The sequence below is a fragment of the Saccharopolyspora sp. NPDC045941 genome (genome assembly GCF_056431445.1).
Map to the genome: position 1 here is coordinate 14,021 of NZ_JBWKKU010000091.1, position 18,257 is coordinate 32,277.

Sequence of the window (18,257 nt, forward strand, 5' to 3'; positions counted from 1 at the left end):
CGCGGAAGCGGCGGCGGCGAGCCCAGTGCGCGGGTGAGCACGGCGCGACGCGAACTGGTGGAGAACGAGCTCTACGAGCACGCAACCCGGTTGTTCGCCGAACGCGGGTTCGCAGGCACGAGCCTTCAGGACATTGCCGACGCACTGGGCATCACGCGGCCCGCGCTCTACTACTACGTCAAGAGCAAAGACGAGCTGCTGGCCAAGCTCGTCACCGAGGTCACCAACGGGCCGCTGGACGAGCTCAGCGAGCTGGCCGCACGGCCGGAGCTCGACCCGGTCGCGAAACTGCGCGGCGTCGTCGAGGTCATAGTGGCGCGGCGCGCGACGCAACCCGCCCGGTTCCGGCTGCTGATCCGCTCCGAGGCCGAACTGCCCGAAGAGCTCACCGCCGCCTACGCCGACAGCCGCCGAGCCGTCCTGAAGACGATCGCCGGCGTCATCGAGGCAGGCGTGCGCGCCGGACAGTTCCGACCCGTGGACTCGCGCATCGCCGCGCTCGGCGTGCTCGGCATGTGCAACTGGGTCGCCTGGTGGTTCCACCCCGGTGGCCGCGACACCACTGAGACCGTCATCGAGCAGCTCTCCGACATGGCCGTCGGCGCACTGCGCCGCGCCGATCACCATGTCCTGGACGGCGCAGGTCCCACGGCCGCGTTGAAGATGCTGCGCGAAGACCTCGACTACCTGGAGCGCATCCTCGACCTCTAGCATTCGGCACCTACGTCAAACCGCTAGCCCTATCGTTAAGCCGCGTCCCCGCCAGCTGCGCGAACATCTTCATCTCGCCGCTGTACTGCCCAAGCACATGGTGCCCACCATCGTCACGGTGATTCGCGGCCTGCCGATGCCGTCGCAGGGCAAGCTCGACCGCGTCGGCCAGTGCCCCCACCACGCCCCAAGCGGGAACAGGCGCCAAGGTCGACCCACGCCACAAGGAGAAACGCGGGATTGCAGGTGAGGTTTGAACAGATCATCGAACCTGCGACGAGAATCATTCCAGGACCATCGGTGCCGTTCGGTATGGATCTCTCGTGCCCATCGTTCGGCCCATGACAGGGCCATCTCTAGTTCGTCCGTATTCAGCTCTTCACAGTTGAGGGTGTAGCGCGGGCTATTGGGCCGGTGGCGGTGTAGAGGTCGAGGTCCCCTGCTGAAGGAGGTCTCACGCCATCCATCCAGAAGACCTCGACTTGTCTGACGCTACCTTCGCCTACCCTGACCTGAGCAAGTTCTGCCGACTCGACGAGCTCGGCCTAGTCGTGACCGGCCAATGACTCGAGCCCGGTCGTGCCGTGCTCGCCTACCGGCTCCTCGAGCCTGACCAGTGGTGCCGCCGCTGCGGCTGCGAAGGCGTTGCCCGTCGGGTCGCGGAGTTGCAGCCGCTGGTCTCCTCGGACAAGCAACATACACAGGACCTCGGCGGGATCCCAGCGCTGCGATCGCGCGGTCGCCAGGGCGTCGGGGTGGCCTTGCGCAGGTAAGGAATCCGCATCCGCCGCAGGATGCGGTCCAGTTCCTCGGGCAGCTCGGGTGCCTTGGAGCCGCTCATGATCCGAACCCTTCCCAGCCGGAGGTGACTGGTTGGGCTGAATGGTTCTCGTCGACGGCCACGACTTCTCCGACCGGGGCGGCGGTGGCCAGGTGGTCCAGGATCGAGGCCAGGTCGTCCTCACCGAACCGGCCGGCGATCATCGCCAGCCCCGACGCCTTGTCGACTTCGGCCGCGCCGATGACCGCGGCGAGTTCGATCGCGCGGGTCATCTTCGCCCCGGATCATGTCACACCGGTCGCGCCGGCCTCCACCAGCCAGCGGCGAGAACCCTCACCCAGGCCGAAGAACGCGATCTCCCCTGAGAGTCCTCGACCATCTCCTCGCTCTTGCCCAAGGGCGGGTCGAACAGCCGGGCTCGTCGGGACCGCTGAAACGGGGCCCAACCACTGTCACGGAGGGTGACATATCGGTGACGGTCTTCTCGTCTACCCCGGCCAGTTGTGCTGCGGAGTGAGCGCAATGTGTTGGGTCGAATACTTCCAAGAGCTCCATGATTTCCCTGTCAGACTTACTCAAGGGACCCCTCCGGGACGGCCAGGCACTGTAATCGACATCCAGAGCCAACTCCGACCGGGAGGATCCCGCTTGTTTATGACTGTTCAGGTAACCCTCCGGAGATCTGCTGTCTGCCGACCCGGAGACTTGACGTCCACTTACCCGGACTGAACTGCCCGCCTACCCGGATTTTTCGTGTCCGCTGGCACTGTCCAACCGATACCTACATACAAGTCGGAACCTCCGCCCCGCAACTCGTTAACCGCCCCTGACAGGTGGGCCCAGACTCAGGGCCCGCCTGGTCGCGAGTGAGGCTGGGGCCACGCCGTCCAGACATCCTGATCGCTCATGAAGCCTTTCCAGATCCCAAAGGCGGCGGCGGTGCCGTCGAGCGGCTGACCGTCCGGGCCGAAGAGGCCCTGGGCCTTGTTCTCGTCGTCGGAGGCGCTGAGGGCAACGGAAGTGGCGAGCTGCGGCGTGTAGCCGTTCGCCCAGGCGGTCATCGAGTAGTAGCGTCCGGTATCGACCACGGGCGGCTTCGTTCCGCTCGGAGCCGGTCGTGCTGTCTCTGGCCAGAGAGTACTGGTGAAGGTGCGCGCCAAGCTTTCCGATTTCTCGGGGTCGGCGGCAAAGGCCGGTTGCGGTTCCGATTCGAAAGAGGCGACCTCGCGGCCGTCCTTGTCGACAATGGCGCCGAGAAACCGCGGGCGACGTTCTTGGCCGTCAGCGGCGAGCGTCGCGTAGGCGTGTGCCATATCCGTTGCGCTAACCGGGTATTCGCCCGCGAGCATGCGATTGAGCGAGTCACTGGACGGTTCAGCGAAGTCGGGTCCCCCCGCGATCCGGCTAGAAAAACCCAGTCGCAGAGCGGTGTCCCGGATGGAAGCGAGAACCTTGCCGGAGCTTTGTTCGCCGAGGCCCGTTGCGGTCCTGCACTCCGGCTCCGTGCACGACTGGAGGGCGCCAGCTGCATCCCGGATCGTTGCGAGCCGGACGACGGGCTGGAACGCCGAGCCGGGATACTGCGGCGCGTCCGCCCAGTCGTAGCCACCGACGGCCGCAGCACCGCTGTGGTACGCGCGCACCGCCCCCGTGCTCGGTTCGACCGCGACCAGTGCTGCGTGCAGATTCGGGAAGCCGCTATGGGTCGCTGCCGAGAAGGCGGCCTCGGCCGCCTGCTGGGCGGCGGGGTCGATGGTGGTGATGACCGTGTACCCGTTGCGCTGGAGCACGTCCTCGGTGAAACCTGCGCGCTCGGCTTCCTCCAACACCTGTTGCCTGACGTGGTAGACGGATCCGGTGAGTTCCTCGCCCTTCCAGGCGAAGCGATTCCTGGTTTCCGGCAGCCGCATCCGTGCGCTTTCTTCCGCACTGACCAAGCCATGCTCACGCATCTGGCCTGCGACGTAGTCCCACCGCGCTCGCCCCTGCTCCGGGTCGTAGGCGGGATCGTTCATGGTCGGCCGCTGAACCATCCCTGCCAGCAGCGCCGATTCGCTGGCATCGAGGTCCCGGGGGAGCTTGCCGAAATACGCCTCGGCTGCAGCATGGATACCGTACGCGCCGCGCCCATAGTATGCGGTGTTCAGGTATGCCTTGAGGATTTCGTCCTTGGGCAGCTCGTTGGTCACCTTGAACGCGAGCACTATCTCCTTGAACTTCCGGAAGTAGCTGTGTTCGTCGGCTCCGGTGGCGAGCTTGATGTACTGCTGCGTGAGCGTCGACCCGCCGCCCACACCTCCGGTGACCTGCGCCCAAGCCGCCCGCAGAATCCCGGTCAAGTCGAAGCCGCGGTTCTGGTAAAAGGAGATGTCCTCTGCCGCGAGAGTGGCATCGCGCATCTCCTGCGACACCTCACCACGCAGGTCGCCGACCAAGATCCGATTACCGGAAGACGGCACGATCCGAGTCATCTCGGTGCGGTCGGAAAACGTGATCGAGACGGACTGATCCGTCTTGCGCGCGATCTCTCGCGGATCTGGGAGGGGCCACATCCAGTAACCGATTCCGAAGGCAGCGGCTCCGCCCAACACCACTAGGAAGGTGGCGACGATTGCGCCCACGCGAACCACGCGCCACGCCCTACTCGGTTTCCCGCGTCTGCCAGATCTCCCCCGCGACCGCTTGGAACTAGCTCGCCCTTCCACCTCGTCGCGCACGCGACCCTCCTATTGCCAACTACCTTTGCCTGGCCGCGCCACAGCGCTCCCGATGTACGTGCCCCCTGGGATGCCCAGCAGCCGCGCCGTTCTAGCCGCAACCCATCATGGCCGAGGGTCGTCGCGAAAGCGCCATTCGCGACACGAAACTGCCCCTTCCGTTCTCCCGCTCTGCCTCTCCGCACTCACGAGTGCGCAAGATCTTCTTTCCTCACGCAGGATCTTGTTCTCACGGCGCAGTTGGACCAACTCCCCCGGCGGCCACCCGGCACGCACCTGTTCCGCCATCTGACGGCGGAACTCATACGGATAGTTCAGCACTGCGCTAACTCCTTCCCAGGGACCGAGCGTCCGAACAGATCAGGTGTCCACCAACCCGGGCAAAAACCTCACCTCACTTGATGGGAGATCATCGGGGTGTTGAGTCCATGATGGTCTACCCGCAATGCCCGCAGGCTGCGGTAGCGGCTGCCGTTGCCGCTGGCCCTGGCGGTCTGGCGGTGGCCGTCGGGGGCAAGACGTTCTTCGAGGTCGTCGAGTACGCCGCGGATCTGCCGGTCTGTCTCGTGGTCGAGCTCGGGGTGTGTCCGTGGTCGGGCTCCCCGTCGGGCTGGACCTTCGCGCGGGTGCTGGCCGGGGTCGACCATGGCGAGCTCGATCAGGCGTTGTCCGGCTGGATGCTGCAGGACAGCGAGCCGGCTGAGGCGGTCGCCGTCGATGGCGAGACGATGCGGGCCGCGGTCACCGGGCGGGAAGAGATGCCGCAAACGCAGGTGGTGGTCGCGATGACATTCCGCAGCGAGGTTGTTGGCCAGGCTGCCGGGCAAAGGCGACCGCCCTGGGTACGCATCAGCGGCTAAAAACCCTGCTCTGGAACAACGCGCGTCTGGATACCCGTGATCGCACCCGCGGGCACGGCCGGGCCGAGATCAACAGCCTGAAATTCCTTACCCTGGAAGACAATCTGCGATCAGAGCTACTCCGGTCCCGGCAGGCCGTCCGGATCCGCCGCTGGCGCCGACCGAAAGGCAAACCCGCCAGCATCGAAACGGTGCGCTACCTGACCAACCTGCCACCGTCCGACACCACCCGGATGACCTGGCCAGGCTGGTCCAGGGGCACTAGTAGGGCATCGAGGCGCGACTCCACCTGGTCCGTGACGTCGCCTTCAACGAAGACCATCACCGCGCACGCATCGGCAACGCACCGCAGAACCTCGCCGTCTTACGCAACACCGCGATCACCCTGCACCGCCAGAACGGAGTGACCGGCATCCAGCCCGCCCTGCACGCCGGCAACCGCAGACCCGAACGACTTCTGAACCTACTACCCGAAAAGCCCTAAACCAGACGGGTCAACTTTGCACAAACCCTGGCAGGCCGAGGGAGCAACGACGCCCCGGTTAGGACTGATCATTGCTAGATCACGGTCCTACATGGGAGTTGCTCTGTGTCTGTTCATCCTCGGGCTAGCCTGCGCCGTCCGGTGGCTTGCCGACTCGACGTTGGGGATCTTGACGACGTTTGTACCGCCCGGACTGCTCGATGACGTGCGGGCAGGCACGGGTCGGGGCGAGCGGCGGCGGGCGTTTCGTGCTCGTGCGTTGCCTGCCACGGTTTCAGCGTTAACGTCGAACCATTGACTCAATCGTTGAATCGCGCGTAAGGTCCAGGATGCCCGCACGCGCGACGTCGAGGAGGCGGCCAATGGCAGAGCCGGACCACCGGGTGCGGGGGGTCGACCATGTCGCTTTCCCGACGTTCGACCCGGCAGCCACAGTGCGCTTCTATCGCGAGGTGCTCGGCTTCCCGGTCGTGCACTCGATCTGCGCGGCGGGGTGGGGGCCGGAAGACCACCCCGACTTCATCCACTTCTTCTTCGACATCGGCAACAACGACCGAATCGCGTTTTTCTACTACTTCGGCACCGGCGCGGAGATCGGCGGCACCGCCGGAGCGAAGGGCGACGTGTACGCCCGCTTCGGCGAAGAGGTCCCGGAATTCTTCGTGCGCTCGCGGCACCTGGCTATCCACGTCGAGAACGAGGAAGACCTGCTGGAGTACCGACGCCGGCTCGACGCGAGCGACTGGCCTGTGGAAATGCAGATCCAGCACGAGACCATCGAGTCGATCTACACCCACGACCCGAACGGCTACATGTTCGAGATCACCAGGGCGCTGCGGCCGGTGACGCCACAGGAGGACCTCGACGCGAACCTCACCATCGACGCACTGCTCGACGTCGTCGGCGACCCGGAGCCGACGTTCGGCAAACTGCTGCTCCGCAAGGCGGAGCTGATCGTCGAACGCGCGGCGAACTGGAAGCAAGCACGCTACCGGCAAGAGGCCGGGCGATGACGGCGCTCTACGTCCTCGACGTGCCGGAGAACACCGCACTGGCCGAGGTCGCCGCCGAGGATCCCGAGGTGACCATCGGGCGGATCGGCCCGTACTTCGAGATATACGCGACTGGCCCGATCGTGATCGACCGGCGCGCCACCGGCTGCCGGCACGCGGTCTGGTACTCCGCCATCGGGGGTGTGGCCCGCAACAGCCGCATCACCCAGCACGACAAGAACGCGTTGCGAGTGGAGCCAGCGTGAGCGACGGCGCGCCGCCGACGCGGCTCGGCGCCGACCGCTACATCACCACGGAGGAACGGCCGGCAGCCACGGTCACCTCCGTGCACGCGCTGACCACCGCCGACAGAGCCACAGTGCATGGCGTGCTGGCCACGGTGCCCGGTGCACGCACGGTCGTATGCCTGATGCACCCGCGCCAGGACGTCACGCACCACCCGCTGGTGCCGCTGCTGCTGCGCGCCGGAGCAGCCGTCTGGACCCAGCAGACCCGGTCGGTCAACAACGACCTCAACCTCCTGCACGAGCAGGCGCTGCTCGACGTCGCGGCCGGACAGGTGTTCCTGCGCGAGCGAGGTTTCGAGTCCATCGTCACGCTCGGCCACTCCGGCGGCGGCACACTGTTCGCGTTCTACCTCGAACAGGCCGCGCACTCCCCCGGCGCGCGTATCGCGACCACTCCCGGCGGCCGGCCGGTCGAGCTTGCCGAAACCACGATGCCTCTCGTGGACGGAGCGATATTTCTCGCTCCGCACCCCGGCCAGGGGCAGCTCATGCTCGCGTGCATCGACCCTTCCGTCGCCGACGAGTGCGACCCACTATCCGTAGTCCCCGAGCTCGACCCGTTCCACCCGGCGAACGGGTTCGCCGAGCCGCCGACGAGCTCCGGGTACAGCGAGGAATTCCTCCGCCGGTACCGCGCCGCCCAACACGCTCGCGTCGCCCGTATCGACGCCGTCGCCCGCGAACACCTCGCCCGCACAGCGGAAGCCCGCTCGGCCTTCAAGACCAGCGGACGCGCCGTGGACCGGCGCCGCTCACTGGCGCCCCGCATCATCACCGTGTTCCGCACCGACGCCGATCCGCGCACCGTGGACCTCTCGCTCGACCCGAACGAGCGCCCGTACGGCTCGCTGTTCGGCAGGCGACCCGACCTGATCAACTACGGGCAGGTCGGGTTCGGCCGCCTCACCACCCCTGAGGCGTGGCTGTCGACCTGGTCCGGACTGAGCTCGAACGCCGAATTCGTCCGCTGCGCACCCCAGATCACCGTCCCCACCCTGTTCATCGAACTCACGGGTGATCAAGCAGCCTTCCCCAGCGACTCCCGCCACATGATCGACTCGCTCGGCACCGACGACCTCACCACAGCCACAGTGCGCGGCCTGCACTTCGGCCGCCCCATCCACCCTGGTGAGCCCACGGGCACCGAACTCGCCGCAGCCGAGATCACCACATGGCTGGACCAGCGCTTCCCGCTCGCACCGCCGCGCTAACCCGGAAGCACTTCACACTCCTGATCAGAATCACGGCATGCTGGGCAAGCTCACCTTGAAGAGCCGCCTGGCAAGCAACCTCTAAACCGCGCCCGGCGGCAGTTCTCGAGTCTCAGCGTTCCGCAGGCACCCGAGGCCGGAGATTCACCGGCAGCGACTGGAAGCCACAGCCGATGAACGAGGTGTGAGGGATCAGCTCGTCCGGCGGACCAGCAAGTTCAAGGTCGGGAAAACAGGTGAACAAGCGCTCGAGCGCGATGGCTCCCTCGAGCCGGGCCAACGGCGCTCCGACGCAGTAGTGCACGCCGTACCCGAAGGCCAGATGGTCCTTCTCGCTGCGCGTCAAATCGAACTCGTGCGCGTCGACGTGCCAGCTCGGGTCTCGTCCTGGTGCGCCGAAGGCCAAGAGGATCGCTTCCCCCTGCTTGATCGTCACGCCTTCCAGGTCGAAGTCCTCAACAGCGAACCGCAACGGCAAATGCATGACAGGACCGTCCCTGCGCAAGGACTCCTCGACCACGTCATCCCACCCGACCTCGCCACTAACAGCGAGCCGACGTTGAACCGGATCCACCGCCAGCGCGCGTGCGGCGTTGGCGATGTGGTTGGAGGTGGTGTCGATGCCCGCACCGAGCATCGTGATAAGGGTGTGGATGAGGACTTCGTCGGTCATCGACGGATCGGACGCCTGCCCCTCCACCAGATCGGTAGCCAGATCCTCTCCGGGAAAAGCCCGCTTGGCGGTGAGAAGTTCCGTCGCGCACGAGACCATCTCGGTGAACGCCGCACCGGCTTCGTCAGGCGTGGCCGCGGTGTTGGTGAACCTGGGCAAGCCCGACGAGAACCTGGCGCGCAACGAGTCCGGCACACCGAACAGATCCCACATCACCTCAGCGGGCACCTGTGCAGCGAAGCGCTCGCGAAGGCAGATCGGTGTTCCCGCGTCAGCGTCCATGTCGTCGATCAACCGGTCCACGATCTCCTCGATGCGCGGGCGGAGCAGTTCGAGCCGCCGCCGGCCGAAGGTACCGCTGAGCGGCTTACGGAGTCGTCGATGATCCCCGCCATAAGCGGTAATCAGCGACTTCAGCTGCACAAACGCGTTCAACGGCCAGTCAGCCGGAACCGTCGCCATCGCCGACCAGTGCCGTCGCGGGTCTCGCGACACCCGTGGGTCACCAGCGAGCCTCTTGATCAGCTCGGGGCGCGTGACCGACCACGCCCGGACCTCACCGGGCAGAAGAACCAACGCCGCCGGACCACTCTTACGCAGCCGGGCGACTTCCCCGTGCACATTACGACCGGTGGGATCGAGTTCCACCATAGATACTTCAGCCACAGCGGGCCTCCTTGTGACGACAGCCGGTAACGAAAGCAGAAGTGATTCTCGCCTTCAGATGTGGCATGTCTCGAAAGATAGAAACCATCAGGCGCAAGGCCAACGCCATGACGCTCCGCCTGCACCAACGTGCCGATCATCCTGCGCGGCCCGTCATTCACGGTAACGCGAGCTCGGGGACCTCCGAAATTCCGGATAACAGAACCACTGCGACGGCATGACGATCCCCGACTCCCCGGCTCCTCGGGAACTCGGCGACCAAATGTCGAATGCGGGCAGCGGCGGCGTGGTGAACGACATGCGAAGAACGAGTTCGCGGATCGTCAGGAACGCTCACGTCGAGGTGCGCGGCGGCGACCAACAGCGGCTAGGTATCCGCGTTTCCTACGTCAGGCGGTCAGTCCAGCTCGTCGGGTACGGCCGCCCCAGCCAGGTCACGCATGTCGGGCACAAAGGGTTGTTGCGCCAGCATGCCGTTGTCCGCTCGGACGTGTTCGCCGTTGATGGCACAGGCGTCATCCGAGGCGAGAAAGCAATAGAGTTTGGCCAACTGTTCTGGACCGTTGAGCTCAGGCGCAACGATGTGCCTGCGGTAGATGCCCATCATCACCGCGGGCAGTCGCAACGCAGGAGGCGTAATGGTGACGCCAGGGCACACCGCGTTGCACCGGACGCCCTCCTGGCCATATTGCGTGGCGGTGTAGGCGGTCAACGCCAAGATGGCCGCCTTGGTCGCGCCGTACGCGGTAAGGCCGCTGTCACCGGCAAACGCGTGCGTGGAAGCGGTGTTAACGATCGCTCCACCGACCTCGCGCAGGTGCGGAAGCGCATATTTCGTGGCCAGCATCGTGCCGCGCAAGTTCACCGCCATCACGTCGTCCCACACATCGACCGACATGGACGCGAGATCGCCGTCACCGACCGGGAAGATCCCCGCCACGTTGATCAGCACATGCAACCCACCGAACGCACTGACCGCAGTGGCCACCAACTGCTCGACCTGGTTCTCGGAGCGGACGTCGGTAGCGACGGCGAGCGCGGTGCCAGGGCCGTGCTTCTTGTTCAACATGGCCGCGAGCCTTTCCACGTTCTCAATGGTGCGGCTCGCGACCACGACCCGCGCGCCACACGACGCCAACTCGGCCGCCGCGGCACCTCCGATGTTCACTCCGCCCGGTTCCACACTAGCCGCCCCGGTGATGATGGCCACCTTGCCGCCGAACGAACCCACGCCGACCTCCGAAGGAACTCCGTGCCTGCGATCAGGGACACTACACGGACGCCAGGCGCACCACATGAACGCTTATCGACGCTGCTCGCACGACTTCACAATGCTGCCCGTTCGCCTCCTCAATCCGACGACACATCACCGGATAACCGTTTAACCGTGCAATGGAGTACGGCCCACTCGGAGAACTCGTCCGGACACCCGCATAGTCCATAGTAGACACGGATACCCCCAATAGATCGTCAAGTCGTGCGAGAGCGGACAACGACGCGGCAGCTTCTGTAGCCTCTGGTCACCGCGCAGAAGTGCGTGGTAAACCTGGCGCGCTCCAACCTGCGCTACGCCTCCCGGACGCACTGGAGTGCGTTCACCAAGGCACTGGCGACGGTCTACACCGCGCCCACGGGTTAGAAAGCTGACATCAGCGGATCCTCGCGGACCATGCGCGCCGTGTCAATGTTGATCGCTAGACCGCGCCGTACGAGCGCAACCCCTTCTTGCGAGCCGCATAACGGATGTCCTCCTAGCGAGGCAACCCTTCCGTTGTGCGACTTAATGTTCTGCACCAGCGAGAGGCTGCTCCGACAGCAGCGCATTGCGAGCGGCTTTGCCGGAACGGTGCCGCAGCACGCGTAGCACGATCGACGGGCGACCCAGCGTCGTGGGCGGATCCACCATGTGAAGAACCCGGAGGAACTGCTGATACACAACATCGTCGTGCGGCATCACGCGCATGAGCCTGCGAAGATAGCTGAGCCCTGCTCGGATCGGCAGCGGTGCGCGATGTCGTTGCCAGCCCCAGTCGGATGAGGTCGCTAGCAGCCATGGCCACCGCGTCCGGCGGGCCAGTACGCGCTGGAACCGTCTGGTAGCACCGGTCGGGATTCCACGCGGAGGGCATTCCCGCAGGAACTCACGCAAGTCAGTCGCCTCGAAGGCGCTCACTGTCAAACCCTGCCCGTAAACCGGGTTGAACATACATACGGCGTCTCCGACCGCGATCAACCCATCGGGCCAGCGACGCAACCGATGACAAGCCAATCTGCGGTTCTCGGTGCGCGAGTATCGCCGGATCGATGATGCCGGGCTCATCCGCGCGACCAGGTCGGCCACAGGCACGCGCAACTTTCTGAGGTACTCCGCAAACGCCTCCTCGTCGTGGGGGGGTTTACCGTCCTCGATGCCTTGAAGGGTGAGGAGCATCCGACCTCCTTCCACCCTGGACACGAAGCCTCCCCGTCGCACGTCCGGAGCCTGGAGGAACTCGGCGAGCCCAGTCCACTCCGGCCATACATCGGACGGGTTGTCGTAGAGCCTTGACGCGTATCCCACTCCCACATTGAGTACGGCCTCCCTGGGTCGGCCGAATCCCGCCTGCTCCAACCACTCCGCAAGATGCGAAGACCGGCCGCTCGCGTCCACAACGAGACCTGCAGGCAACGTCTTTTCGCCATCGGCGTCGCGGTAGACGACGCCGGTGACGGCACGTTCGTCGGCTCTCAGACCAAGCACGGCGCATCCATCCGCGAGCTCGACACCCGGCAGCGCGAGCACCCTTTCCCGCAGCGACGACTCGAACAGCGACCGGGTGAACGACTGGACGATCAGGCCAGTCTGCGGTCTTGCCGCCCAACCGTCGGCAAACCTGACGGCGACTTGCGCACCAAAGTCGAAGGTCGGTGCTCCCGCGTCACTCAGCTCGTCGCGGAATCCTGGGAATAACTCCTCCACCAGCTCGCCACCCCGAGCGCTGAGGGCGTGCAGGTGATGGGACTGCGGTATGCCGGCACGGTGATCCTTGCCTGTCAGGCGATCTCGCTCAAGCAGGAGCACGGAGGAGAACCTCTCGCTCAACACCCGCGCTGCCAGTAGTCCAGACACGCCAGCACCAATCACCACCGCTTGACTGAAGTCCCTCATAACATTGGCCTTTCCTCCAAGTCGAGATTCGCTGCTCCAGACTCAGGTCCGGTCCGGTACCGCGCGCTCTCCCGGCACCAGTCAAGCTCGCCGCGCACGATATGTTCCAGTGCTCGGACATGCCGGGATACCGCGATCCGCTCGCCCTGCGACAACGACATCCTTTCCAGTCGCGTGCGGAGCTCGACGAAACGAACGACATCGTTGCGGAAGAGATCGACCGCCTTGGCGAACGCCTCGGAAAGCTCGTTGCCGTACTTCCGCTGGAGTACGAAGACGATGTTGTGGGTTTCGCCGGCGGCGATCTCCTTGTTCAACGAGTACAAGTCGTTGATGAGGAACATCATCCTGCCCGTGGTGCGGATTAGATCGGCATAGGTGTCTGTGTTACGTACGCATTGCGGCACCGGAATGCCTTCGGCAACCTCGATCAGGTCTACAAGAACCAGCCAAGCGAAGGTCTCCAGCCTCAGGTCGATGTAGGCGTCCAGTAGCGGCACTTTCTGGTCCACCCGCATCGACACCTCTAACGCGACTCCTCTGGCGAAAACGAGGAGATGGTCGGCAAGACGTTCCCTGAGCAGGGGGTCGACCTCGCGAAAGCCCTGGTGCCACAGCTCGTCCAGCGCGTGCCACAGTGGTTCATGTGAGCCCGGCGAACCGCTGCTGCGGAGAACTCGAGCGAGCTGGTCAGCAGCCTGGTGCGCCCGGTCGGGTGCCAGGCCAAGTCGATGAGGGTCGAAGTGGTCGTCGTAGACGAACATCCAGACGATGAGGCGTCCGATGAGATTGAGCTCTGAACACCCAGCCTGGGGATACACGGAAGCGATCAGGTCGCTGAAGCAAGCTGCTCGCACGCGCCGCGCGACAGCCCCGTCGCCGACGACACTCGTTTCGTTCAGCCAGGCGGTGAGGTTGGCGTCGAGTACTGCCGCGTGCGGACTGCGCGCCGGCGAAAATGGAACGCCTATGCGTTGCGCTGTCAGATCGAAAGTTGGCATGGCTACCTCACTCTCGCCGGAATCGGGGTGCTGAGTACGCGCCCGATTCGTTGCGCGGCGAGCATCCCGGAGGCGGCACTGTGATTGGTCGTCGAGTGCGCGAGGAAGTCGCCGCCAGCGAGCTGGACTCTGCTTTCTGCCGGACGTGCCGCGCTGAGCCCCTTCAACGCTCGGTAGTCACCGGGACGACGGACCACGATACCCTGAGGAACGCGGCAGACGCGGAGCAGTTCGGCGTGACTCTCAAGCTCAGGGAGCACCCGCAGGTGTCGCGCTCCGGCCAGGGCTGCGGCCGCCAGAAACTCATCGTCCGAGTCGAGGTGTGACGCCGACCAGTTGCCGCGGAAGTGGGCCATGGCGAGGCCACGTCCCGCGGCCACGCGTCCTTCCGCCATGTTGTGCGGCAACACGAATCCGCACATGTCCGGATGCTCCTTGCGTGGGAAGTCGAGAACGACCTCTTTGGCCGAAGTAGGCCGGTCCAGCCCGAATGCGATGTGGATACTCGCGGCGTACCGCAGCGATTCGAACGCCGTTCTCTCGATTTCTTGAAGCTGGGGGTAGATCCCATGGACGAGCGGCGGCGGCACCGCGATCACACATGCTTCCGCTCGGACGGTTGTCGTCGCGTTGTCACGACACCAGGTCACCTCGACCTCTCCCGCACGCTCCTCTACAGCCAGAACAGTCGCCTCGTGCTCGACCACCACGTGCTCGGCGAGCGCCTGGGGAAGAAAGCCGACCCCGGCCGTCGAGGTGAAGAACCCCCCTCCCCCGAGCAGACTGCGCAGGATCATGAAGGGCCCGATACTCGACGTTACTTCGGCGTCCTCCAAGGAGGCGAGGATGCACAGCAGATCGAGCGCGTAGTCCACGGTCGCGTTGCTGATGCCCCGCCGGGCCGCGTACTCGGAGACCGAATGGTGATCATGCGTGGACATCGACGACATGTCCTCCCAGCTGAGCGAGGGCCGCAGTCGGGCGTAGTCGATCAGGAGGCGAACCGCGTCGGTCGGTGGCACCAGCTTTAGCAGGCCTGCTGCCATACGCGGCAAGGACTTGACGTTGATACGTTGGACGCGTCCCTCTTTCACTACACCGACCAGGCTCGACGACCGGAGCGGCCGAGCGTTCACCGCTGCCGCGAGTCGGAGGAGATGCTGATACCGATAGGACAGCAGGGAAGCGGCGAGGTCGACGGGAAAGCCGCCGTGGTCCACGTTCGCCATGCGTCCCCCGACCTCGTCTCTAGTCGAGCTCTCCAGTACCGTGACGCGATATCCTTCGCGCTGCAGGAGAAACGCCGCGGTGAGGCCGGCGATGCCAGCGCCCACCACCACGACGTTGTAGTCCGAGCATGCGGAGGTTTCCCGCATCAGATCACCTTTCCCGCGAGACCCAGTTGACCGAGGAGACTCATGGAGTCGTAGTACTCGAACTCGCGGTAGATCAGACCTGAACGCACTTCGATGACGTTGGCCATCAGGAGTGAGATCGTCCGGCCGGTCGCGGGCATCCCATACAGTGGGCCGGTGTTGGTGCCATGCACGACGACCTCGGCGAGCGAGCGTCCGTCACCGGCATCGTTGATGTGCCGGATGTCGAAACTCATGTCGGGAAATGCCTCTGTGTACGTGCGCGCCACCTCAACCCCTGCTTCAGCACCGTGCCGCTCAGCGCTGCTGGCGTTGTGGTAGACGTAGTCGTCATGGTAGAGCGCACGAAGCTCATCGAAGTCGTGCTTGGCCACCACGTCGAGCAACTTCCGGTGCAGCTCTGTACTCGTGATCATCCCAACCCCGCGGGCACGCGGCACAAAGGCGGACGTCGTTGCGGAGAACTCGGGCAAAATTGTTTCTGACATGCTGCCGCTCCGATCACCTGAAGAGGCGGTCTGCTGGAAGTCGGATCGCCGCAAGGATAAGCACGGTTGTGATTGCAACGATCCGGATCGTTCCACGCTGCGGAACACCAGTTACGTGACGTTGTGGACGTAGATGTGGCGGCTCAAGACGTAGCGGCGAAACCTTGGCGGAGACTGCCGCAGGCGGACGGTCTCACGTGGACGATCGTGCTGTGTTCACCGCGACGGTGTTCGTCCTGACCAGTGGGTCCGTGTGGCGACACCTGCCGCCCAGCTTCGGGGTGAAGGTCTCTACCACGGTTCGCCGCTTCACCGAGTGGACGAAAGCCAGATTATGGCGCAGGTCGCATCGCGCGGTACTCGATGAACTCGACAGCCGGGGAATGATCGACTGGTCCCGACCAAGAAATAGGGGTCTTTGACCGGTCTCAGCTCCGTGCACCGCGGGAAACCCGGGTCGAAGGATCCATGCACTGTCCGACCGGGTGAGACTGGCGCCGGATGTCGCGGCCTCGGCCGTCAATACCAACGACGCTCACGCCCTCAAGCCTCTGGCTTGGCGAACCCCGCCGTGAAGTCCCGGCGCGGGCCCCGCCGGTGCCTGTCCGTGTGACCCGATCAGGGCGATCAAAAGTGCACATATTTCTATCTAGGTCTGTTGCTGCTCCTGCACCTAGGCAAGCCTGCAGTTCCCCAGTCCTACAAACGAGGAGCGTGTGACGATGAGAGAGCAGCCATGCCATGCCTCGGATCGCGCAGAGACGCAAGGAGGCTTCACGCGCAGCGTTGATCGAGCGTTGTCGCTTCTGGAGGCGTTGGCAGCGCACGGTTCGCCGTCCAGCCTATCCGGCCTTGCCCGTGCTACTAGTCTCTCCAAGGCAACCGTGCACCGGATCTTGAACACGCTCGTTGCGCGAGGGTTTGCAGAAAGAGCAGGTGATGGTTACACACTTGGCAACCAAATGCTTCAGCCGGGACCGGAAGCAATTCGGACTGCTGCACTGCAGCGTAAGCTGATGCCTTTCCTACTGTCGCTATATGAGCGGACGCATTCTGCGGTGAGCGTTGGAGTGTTGCACCGGGGCCACGTCTTCTACTCGGATCGGCTGCATCATCACTGGCACAACGACAGATTCCGGCAGCCGGTGCCGGCTCACTGCAGCGCAGTGGGCAAACTGTTCCTCTCATATGAGCATGACGTCATCGCCGGGCTCGCCGAGCGGGGGCTGAAGCGGTTCACAGCAATGACGATTACAAGGGTTGGCGATCTCAGCTGCGAGCTGACGATTGTTCGCCGGAAATCCGTGGCGTACTCACATGGCGAATATCTTTCTGACGAAGCTGAGGTTGCGGTTCCGATCTTCGGTGCGGATAAGCGGATTGTGGCCGGGATTTCCGTCGCGGGCCCGGTTAATTCGATGAATTTGGATGCGGTCCGGATGGAGGCCAGTAAGTCTGCTCAAAAGGCATCCCACTATCTTTCGCAGCCGACCGCACTGGGACTCTCGCAACGCTGCGACTCGCCATACGACGGAGCGATGCTTGAAACCTGTGGGCAACTGGGAGGGGGCGTACCTTCTCAGAGGGCCAGTTCCGGTGCTGCTGCGATGCGTGCGCGGAGTAACTAATCGTTGGCGGGAGGGTACGTGCTTCGAAGGTGATCGCAAAGGCGACGACGAAGTGGTCAAGTCCTGGCCGGTCGAACTCTGCAGGCTGGCGACCTCCCGGCACTTCAGCGGCTGTCGTCGCAGCAACATCCTCGATATCATCGTCCACTTCGGATTAGCGCCCTTCAGTGACCGGGCCTGGAGAGCCACATCCAGGCAATCTGAGCTCGCCGGACCTCATACTTGGGGCTGGGTTTGTTAGCGATGGCCGCAACCGCAGTGCTAATGGCGGTGCAACCGAAGAAGAAACGGCGCGGATCGTGGGACAGCAACAACGGCGACGATGGAGGCGACAGCGATCAGGAGAACTGGATGCAGCCGTCGATCATCATCGACCGACCGGTCATGTAGTCGGAGTCCGGTGAGGCCAGGTAGGACACGAAGCTCGCGACGTCCAGGCCGTCAGCGGGCAGACGCAGCGCAATACCCTTGCCGATGCCTCACGCGGCACCCGTGACCAGTGCGACGCGTGACGATTTCCCGTGTGCGAACATTGCTTCCTCCAACCGAAAGTGGAATTGCGGGTGTTCAGGACTCGCTTAGCACGGACATCTTTCCGAGCCAGGACCAGTCGCTGTCAGCGACGACGCTGTGGCCGGCTCCGATGGACACGGCGAGCTTCACGGCGTCCGAATTGCGGTCCACGACGACGAGTTCGGCCGAGGTCAGCGCCTTCAGCACCTGGATCCCGATGTGCCCGAGCCCGCCCACGCCGATCACCACGCAGTGGTCTCCAGGCCGCAGGGTTCTGGCGGCCTTCGCGGCGGCCTGGTAGGCGGTCAGGCCCGCGTCGGCCAGCGCCGCTACGTCGGCGGGTTCGAGGAATTCGTCGATGCGCACGACGCTGCGAGCCGAGGGCGACATAGCCACCGGCGCTGTCAATGCCGGGGAACAGCGACTGCTCGCACGATGGCCGTGATCACGGCTCGGTCATCCACCGGTGCCGTCCCCACCCCCCTGCGGTCGCGGTTCGAGCCGCGGGATGAGCGGCTCCGCCAACGCCCACAGCTCATTGGGCACCAAACGCAGGGAGAGATCATCAACCACAAGAAGCGATCACGACAGACTTGATCAACTCACATTGAGGTGATCTCAGTGGGATGGGGGCTGAGGTCTTGAGGTGGTGTGTGCCCGGGGGTTTGAAGAGAGTGGGCGTGGGGTCCTGGTAGAAGAG

At 64.5% G+C, this 18,257-nt stretch carries 15 protein-coding genes and 6 pseudogenes; 11 read left to right on the plus strand and 10 right to left on the minus strand.

From position 1 onward, the window contains the following. The first annotated feature begins 33 nt into the window (after positions 1 to 33). Both AC07FN_RS41665 and AC07FN_RS41670 read left to right on the plus strand, forming a co-directional pair. Positions 34 to 711 carry a TetR/AcrR family transcriptional regulator gene (locus tag AC07FN_RS41665; protein WP_478400642.1) on the plus strand — a complete coding sequence of 226 codons (678 nt, stop codon included), beginning with the start codon at positions 34 to 36 and terminating at the stop codon, positions 709 to 711. A gap of 482 nt (positions 712 to 1,193) precedes the next feature. Beyond that, a pseudogene (locus AC07FN_RS41670) lies at positions 1,194 to 1,364 on the plus strand (ISL3 family transposase); the annotation flags it as partial. Positions 1,365 to 1,548: 184 nt separating this feature from the next. Here AC07FN_RS41670 and AC07FN_RS41675 read toward each other — a convergent pair. Next, positions 1,549 to 1,764 carry a hypothetical protein gene (locus AC07FN_RS41675; protein WP_478400643.1) on the minus strand — a complete coding sequence of 72 codons (216 nt, stop codon included), beginning with the start codon at positions 1,762 to 1,764 and terminating at the stop codon, positions 1,549 to 1,551. Positions 1,765 to 2,337: 573 nt separating this feature from the next. Beyond that, complete coding sequence (locus AC07FN_RS41680; RefSeq protein WP_478400644.1) at positions 2,338 to 4,113, minus strand: transglycosylase domain-containing protein; 1,776 nt, start codon at positions 4,111 to 4,113, stop codon at positions 2,338 to 2,340. 524 nt (positions 4,114 to 4,637) lie between these two features. Between AC07FN_RS41680 and AC07FN_RS41685 the strand changes: the two genes are divergently transcribed. The 5 genes and pseudogenes from AC07FN_RS41685 to AC07FN_RS41705 all read left to right on the plus strand — a co-directional run bounded on the left by AC07FN_RS41685 (position 4,638) and on the right by AC07FN_RS41705 (position 8,064). After that, positions 4,638 to 5,069, plus strand: a complete 432-nt coding sequence (locus AC07FN_RS41685; protein WP_478400645.1) for a transposase family protein — start codon at positions 4,638 to 4,640, stop codon at positions 5,067 to 5,069. Between the two features lie 268 nt (positions 5,070 to 5,337). Next, positions 5,338 to 5,466 (plus strand): annotated as a pseudogene (locus AC07FN_RS41690) (ISAs1-like element ISMul1 family transposase); the annotation flags it as partial. Between the two features lie 449 nt (positions 5,467 to 5,915). Beyond that, positions 5,916 to 6,566 carry a VOC family protein gene (locus tag AC07FN_RS41695; protein WP_478400646.1) on the plus strand — a complete coding sequence of 217 codons (651 nt, stop codon included), beginning with the start codon at positions 5,916 to 5,918 and terminating at the stop codon, positions 6,564 to 6,566. After that, positions 6,563 to 6,811 (plus strand): hypothetical protein, encoded by a 249-nt coding sequence (locus tag AC07FN_RS41700; RefSeq protein ID WP_478400647.1) that lies wholly within the window; start codon positions 6,563 to 6,565, stop codon positions 6,809 to 6,811. The genes AC07FN_RS41695 and AC07FN_RS41700 overlap by 4 nt, the downstream gene beginning before the upstream one ends. Beyond that, positions 6,808 to 8,064 (plus strand): alpha/beta fold hydrolase, encoded by a 1,257-nt coding sequence (locus AC07FN_RS41705; protein ID WP_478400648.1) that lies wholly within the window; start codon positions 6,808 to 6,810, stop codon positions 8,062 to 8,064. Before AC07FN_RS41700 ends, AC07FN_RS41705 begins: the two co-directional genes overlap by 4 nt. 112 nt (positions 8,065 to 8,176) lie before the next feature. Here the strand turns inward: AC07FN_RS41705 and AC07FN_RS41710 are convergent, their stop codons facing one another. Further along, a complete protein-coding gene (locus AC07FN_RS41710; RefSeq protein WP_478400649.1) occupies positions 8,177 to 9,388 on the minus strand; it encodes a cytochrome P450 family protein in 1,212 nt (403 codons plus the stop codon). Positions 9,389 to 9,800: 412 nt separating this feature from the next. Beyond that, positions 9,801 to 10,634 carry an SDR family NAD(P)-dependent oxidoreductase gene (locus AC07FN_RS41715; protein WP_478400650.1) on the minus strand — a complete coding sequence of 278 codons (834 nt, stop codon included), beginning with the start codon at positions 10,632 to 10,634 and terminating at the stop codon, positions 9,801 to 9,803. Positions 10,635 to 10,916: 282 nt separating this feature from the next. On the opposite strand from AC07FN_RS41715, the pseudogene AC07FN_RS41720 reads away from it, so the two are divergent. Further along, a pseudogene (locus tag AC07FN_RS41720) lies at positions 10,917 to 11,036 on the plus strand (transposase); the annotation flags it as partial. 147 nt (positions 11,037 to 11,183) lie between these two features. Here the strand turns inward: AC07FN_RS41720 and AC07FN_RS41725 are convergent. The 4 genes from AC07FN_RS41725 to AC07FN_RS41740 are packed head-to-tail and all read right to left on the minus strand — an operon-like array spanning position 11,184 to position 15,416. Continuing rightward, complete coding sequence (locus tag AC07FN_RS41725) at positions 11,184 to 12,551, minus strand: NAD(P)/FAD-dependent oxidoreductase (protein ID WP_478400651.1); 1,368 nt, start codon at positions 12,549 to 12,551, stop codon at positions 11,184 to 11,186. Beyond that, the gene (locus AC07FN_RS41730; RefSeq protein WP_478400652.1) at positions 12,548 to 13,552 is read right to left on the minus strand and encodes a terpene synthase family protein; all 1,005 of its coding nucleotides are present in this window, start codon (positions 13,550 to 13,552) and stop codon (positions 12,548 to 12,550) included. Before AC07FN_RS41730 ends, AC07FN_RS41725 begins: the two co-directional genes overlap by 4 nt. A gap of 2 nt (positions 13,553 to 13,554) precedes the next feature. Then, complete coding sequence (locus AC07FN_RS41735; RefSeq protein WP_478400653.1) at positions 13,555 to 14,928, minus strand: protoporphyrinogen/coproporphyrinogen oxidase; 1,374 nt, start codon at positions 14,926 to 14,928, stop codon at positions 13,555 to 13,557. Further along, entirely contained in the window at positions 14,928 to 15,416 is a 489-nt protein-coding gene (locus AC07FN_RS41740) for an ester cyclase (RefSeq protein WP_478400654.1), read from the minus strand. The genes AC07FN_RS41735 and AC07FN_RS41740 overlap by 1 nt, the downstream gene beginning before the upstream one ends. Positions 15,417 to 15,598: 182 nt before the next feature. On the opposite strand from AC07FN_RS41740, the pseudogene AC07FN_RS41745 reads away from it, so the two are divergent. The 3 genes and pseudogenes from AC07FN_RS41745 to AC07FN_RS41755 all read left to right on the plus strand — a co-directional run. Beyond that, a pseudogene (locus tag AC07FN_RS41745) lies at positions 15,599 to 16,014 on the plus strand (transposase); the annotation flags it as partial. A gap of 124 nt (positions 16,015 to 16,138) precedes the next feature. Continuing rightward, positions 16,139 to 17,044 (plus strand): IclR family transcriptional regulator, encoded by a 906-nt coding sequence (locus AC07FN_RS41750; protein WP_478400655.1) that lies wholly within the window; start codon positions 16,139 to 16,141, stop codon positions 17,042 to 17,044. A gap of 243 nt (positions 17,045 to 17,287) precedes the next feature. Further along, the gene (locus AC07FN_RS41755; protein ID WP_478400656.1) at positions 17,288 to 17,434 is read left to right on the plus strand and encodes a hypothetical protein; all 147 of its coding nucleotides are present in this window, start codon (positions 17,288 to 17,290) and stop codon (positions 17,432 to 17,434) included. A 225-nt stretch (positions 17,435 to 17,659) separates the two neighbouring features. On the opposite strand, the pseudogene AC07FN_RS41760 reads toward AC07FN_RS41755, so the two are convergent. Both AC07FN_RS41760 and AC07FN_RS41765 read right to left on the minus strand, forming a co-directional pair. Beyond that, positions 17,660 to 17,990, minus strand: a pseudogene (locus tag AC07FN_RS41760) (NAD(P)-dependent alcohol dehydrogenase); the annotation flags it as partial. Next, positions 17,989 to 18,130: pseudogene (locus AC07FN_RS41765) on the minus strand (IS5/IS1182 family transposase); the annotation flags it as partial. The pseudogenes AC07FN_RS41765 and AC07FN_RS41760, both read right to left, overlap by 2 nt. Positions 18,131 to 18,257: the final 127 nt, after the last annotated feature.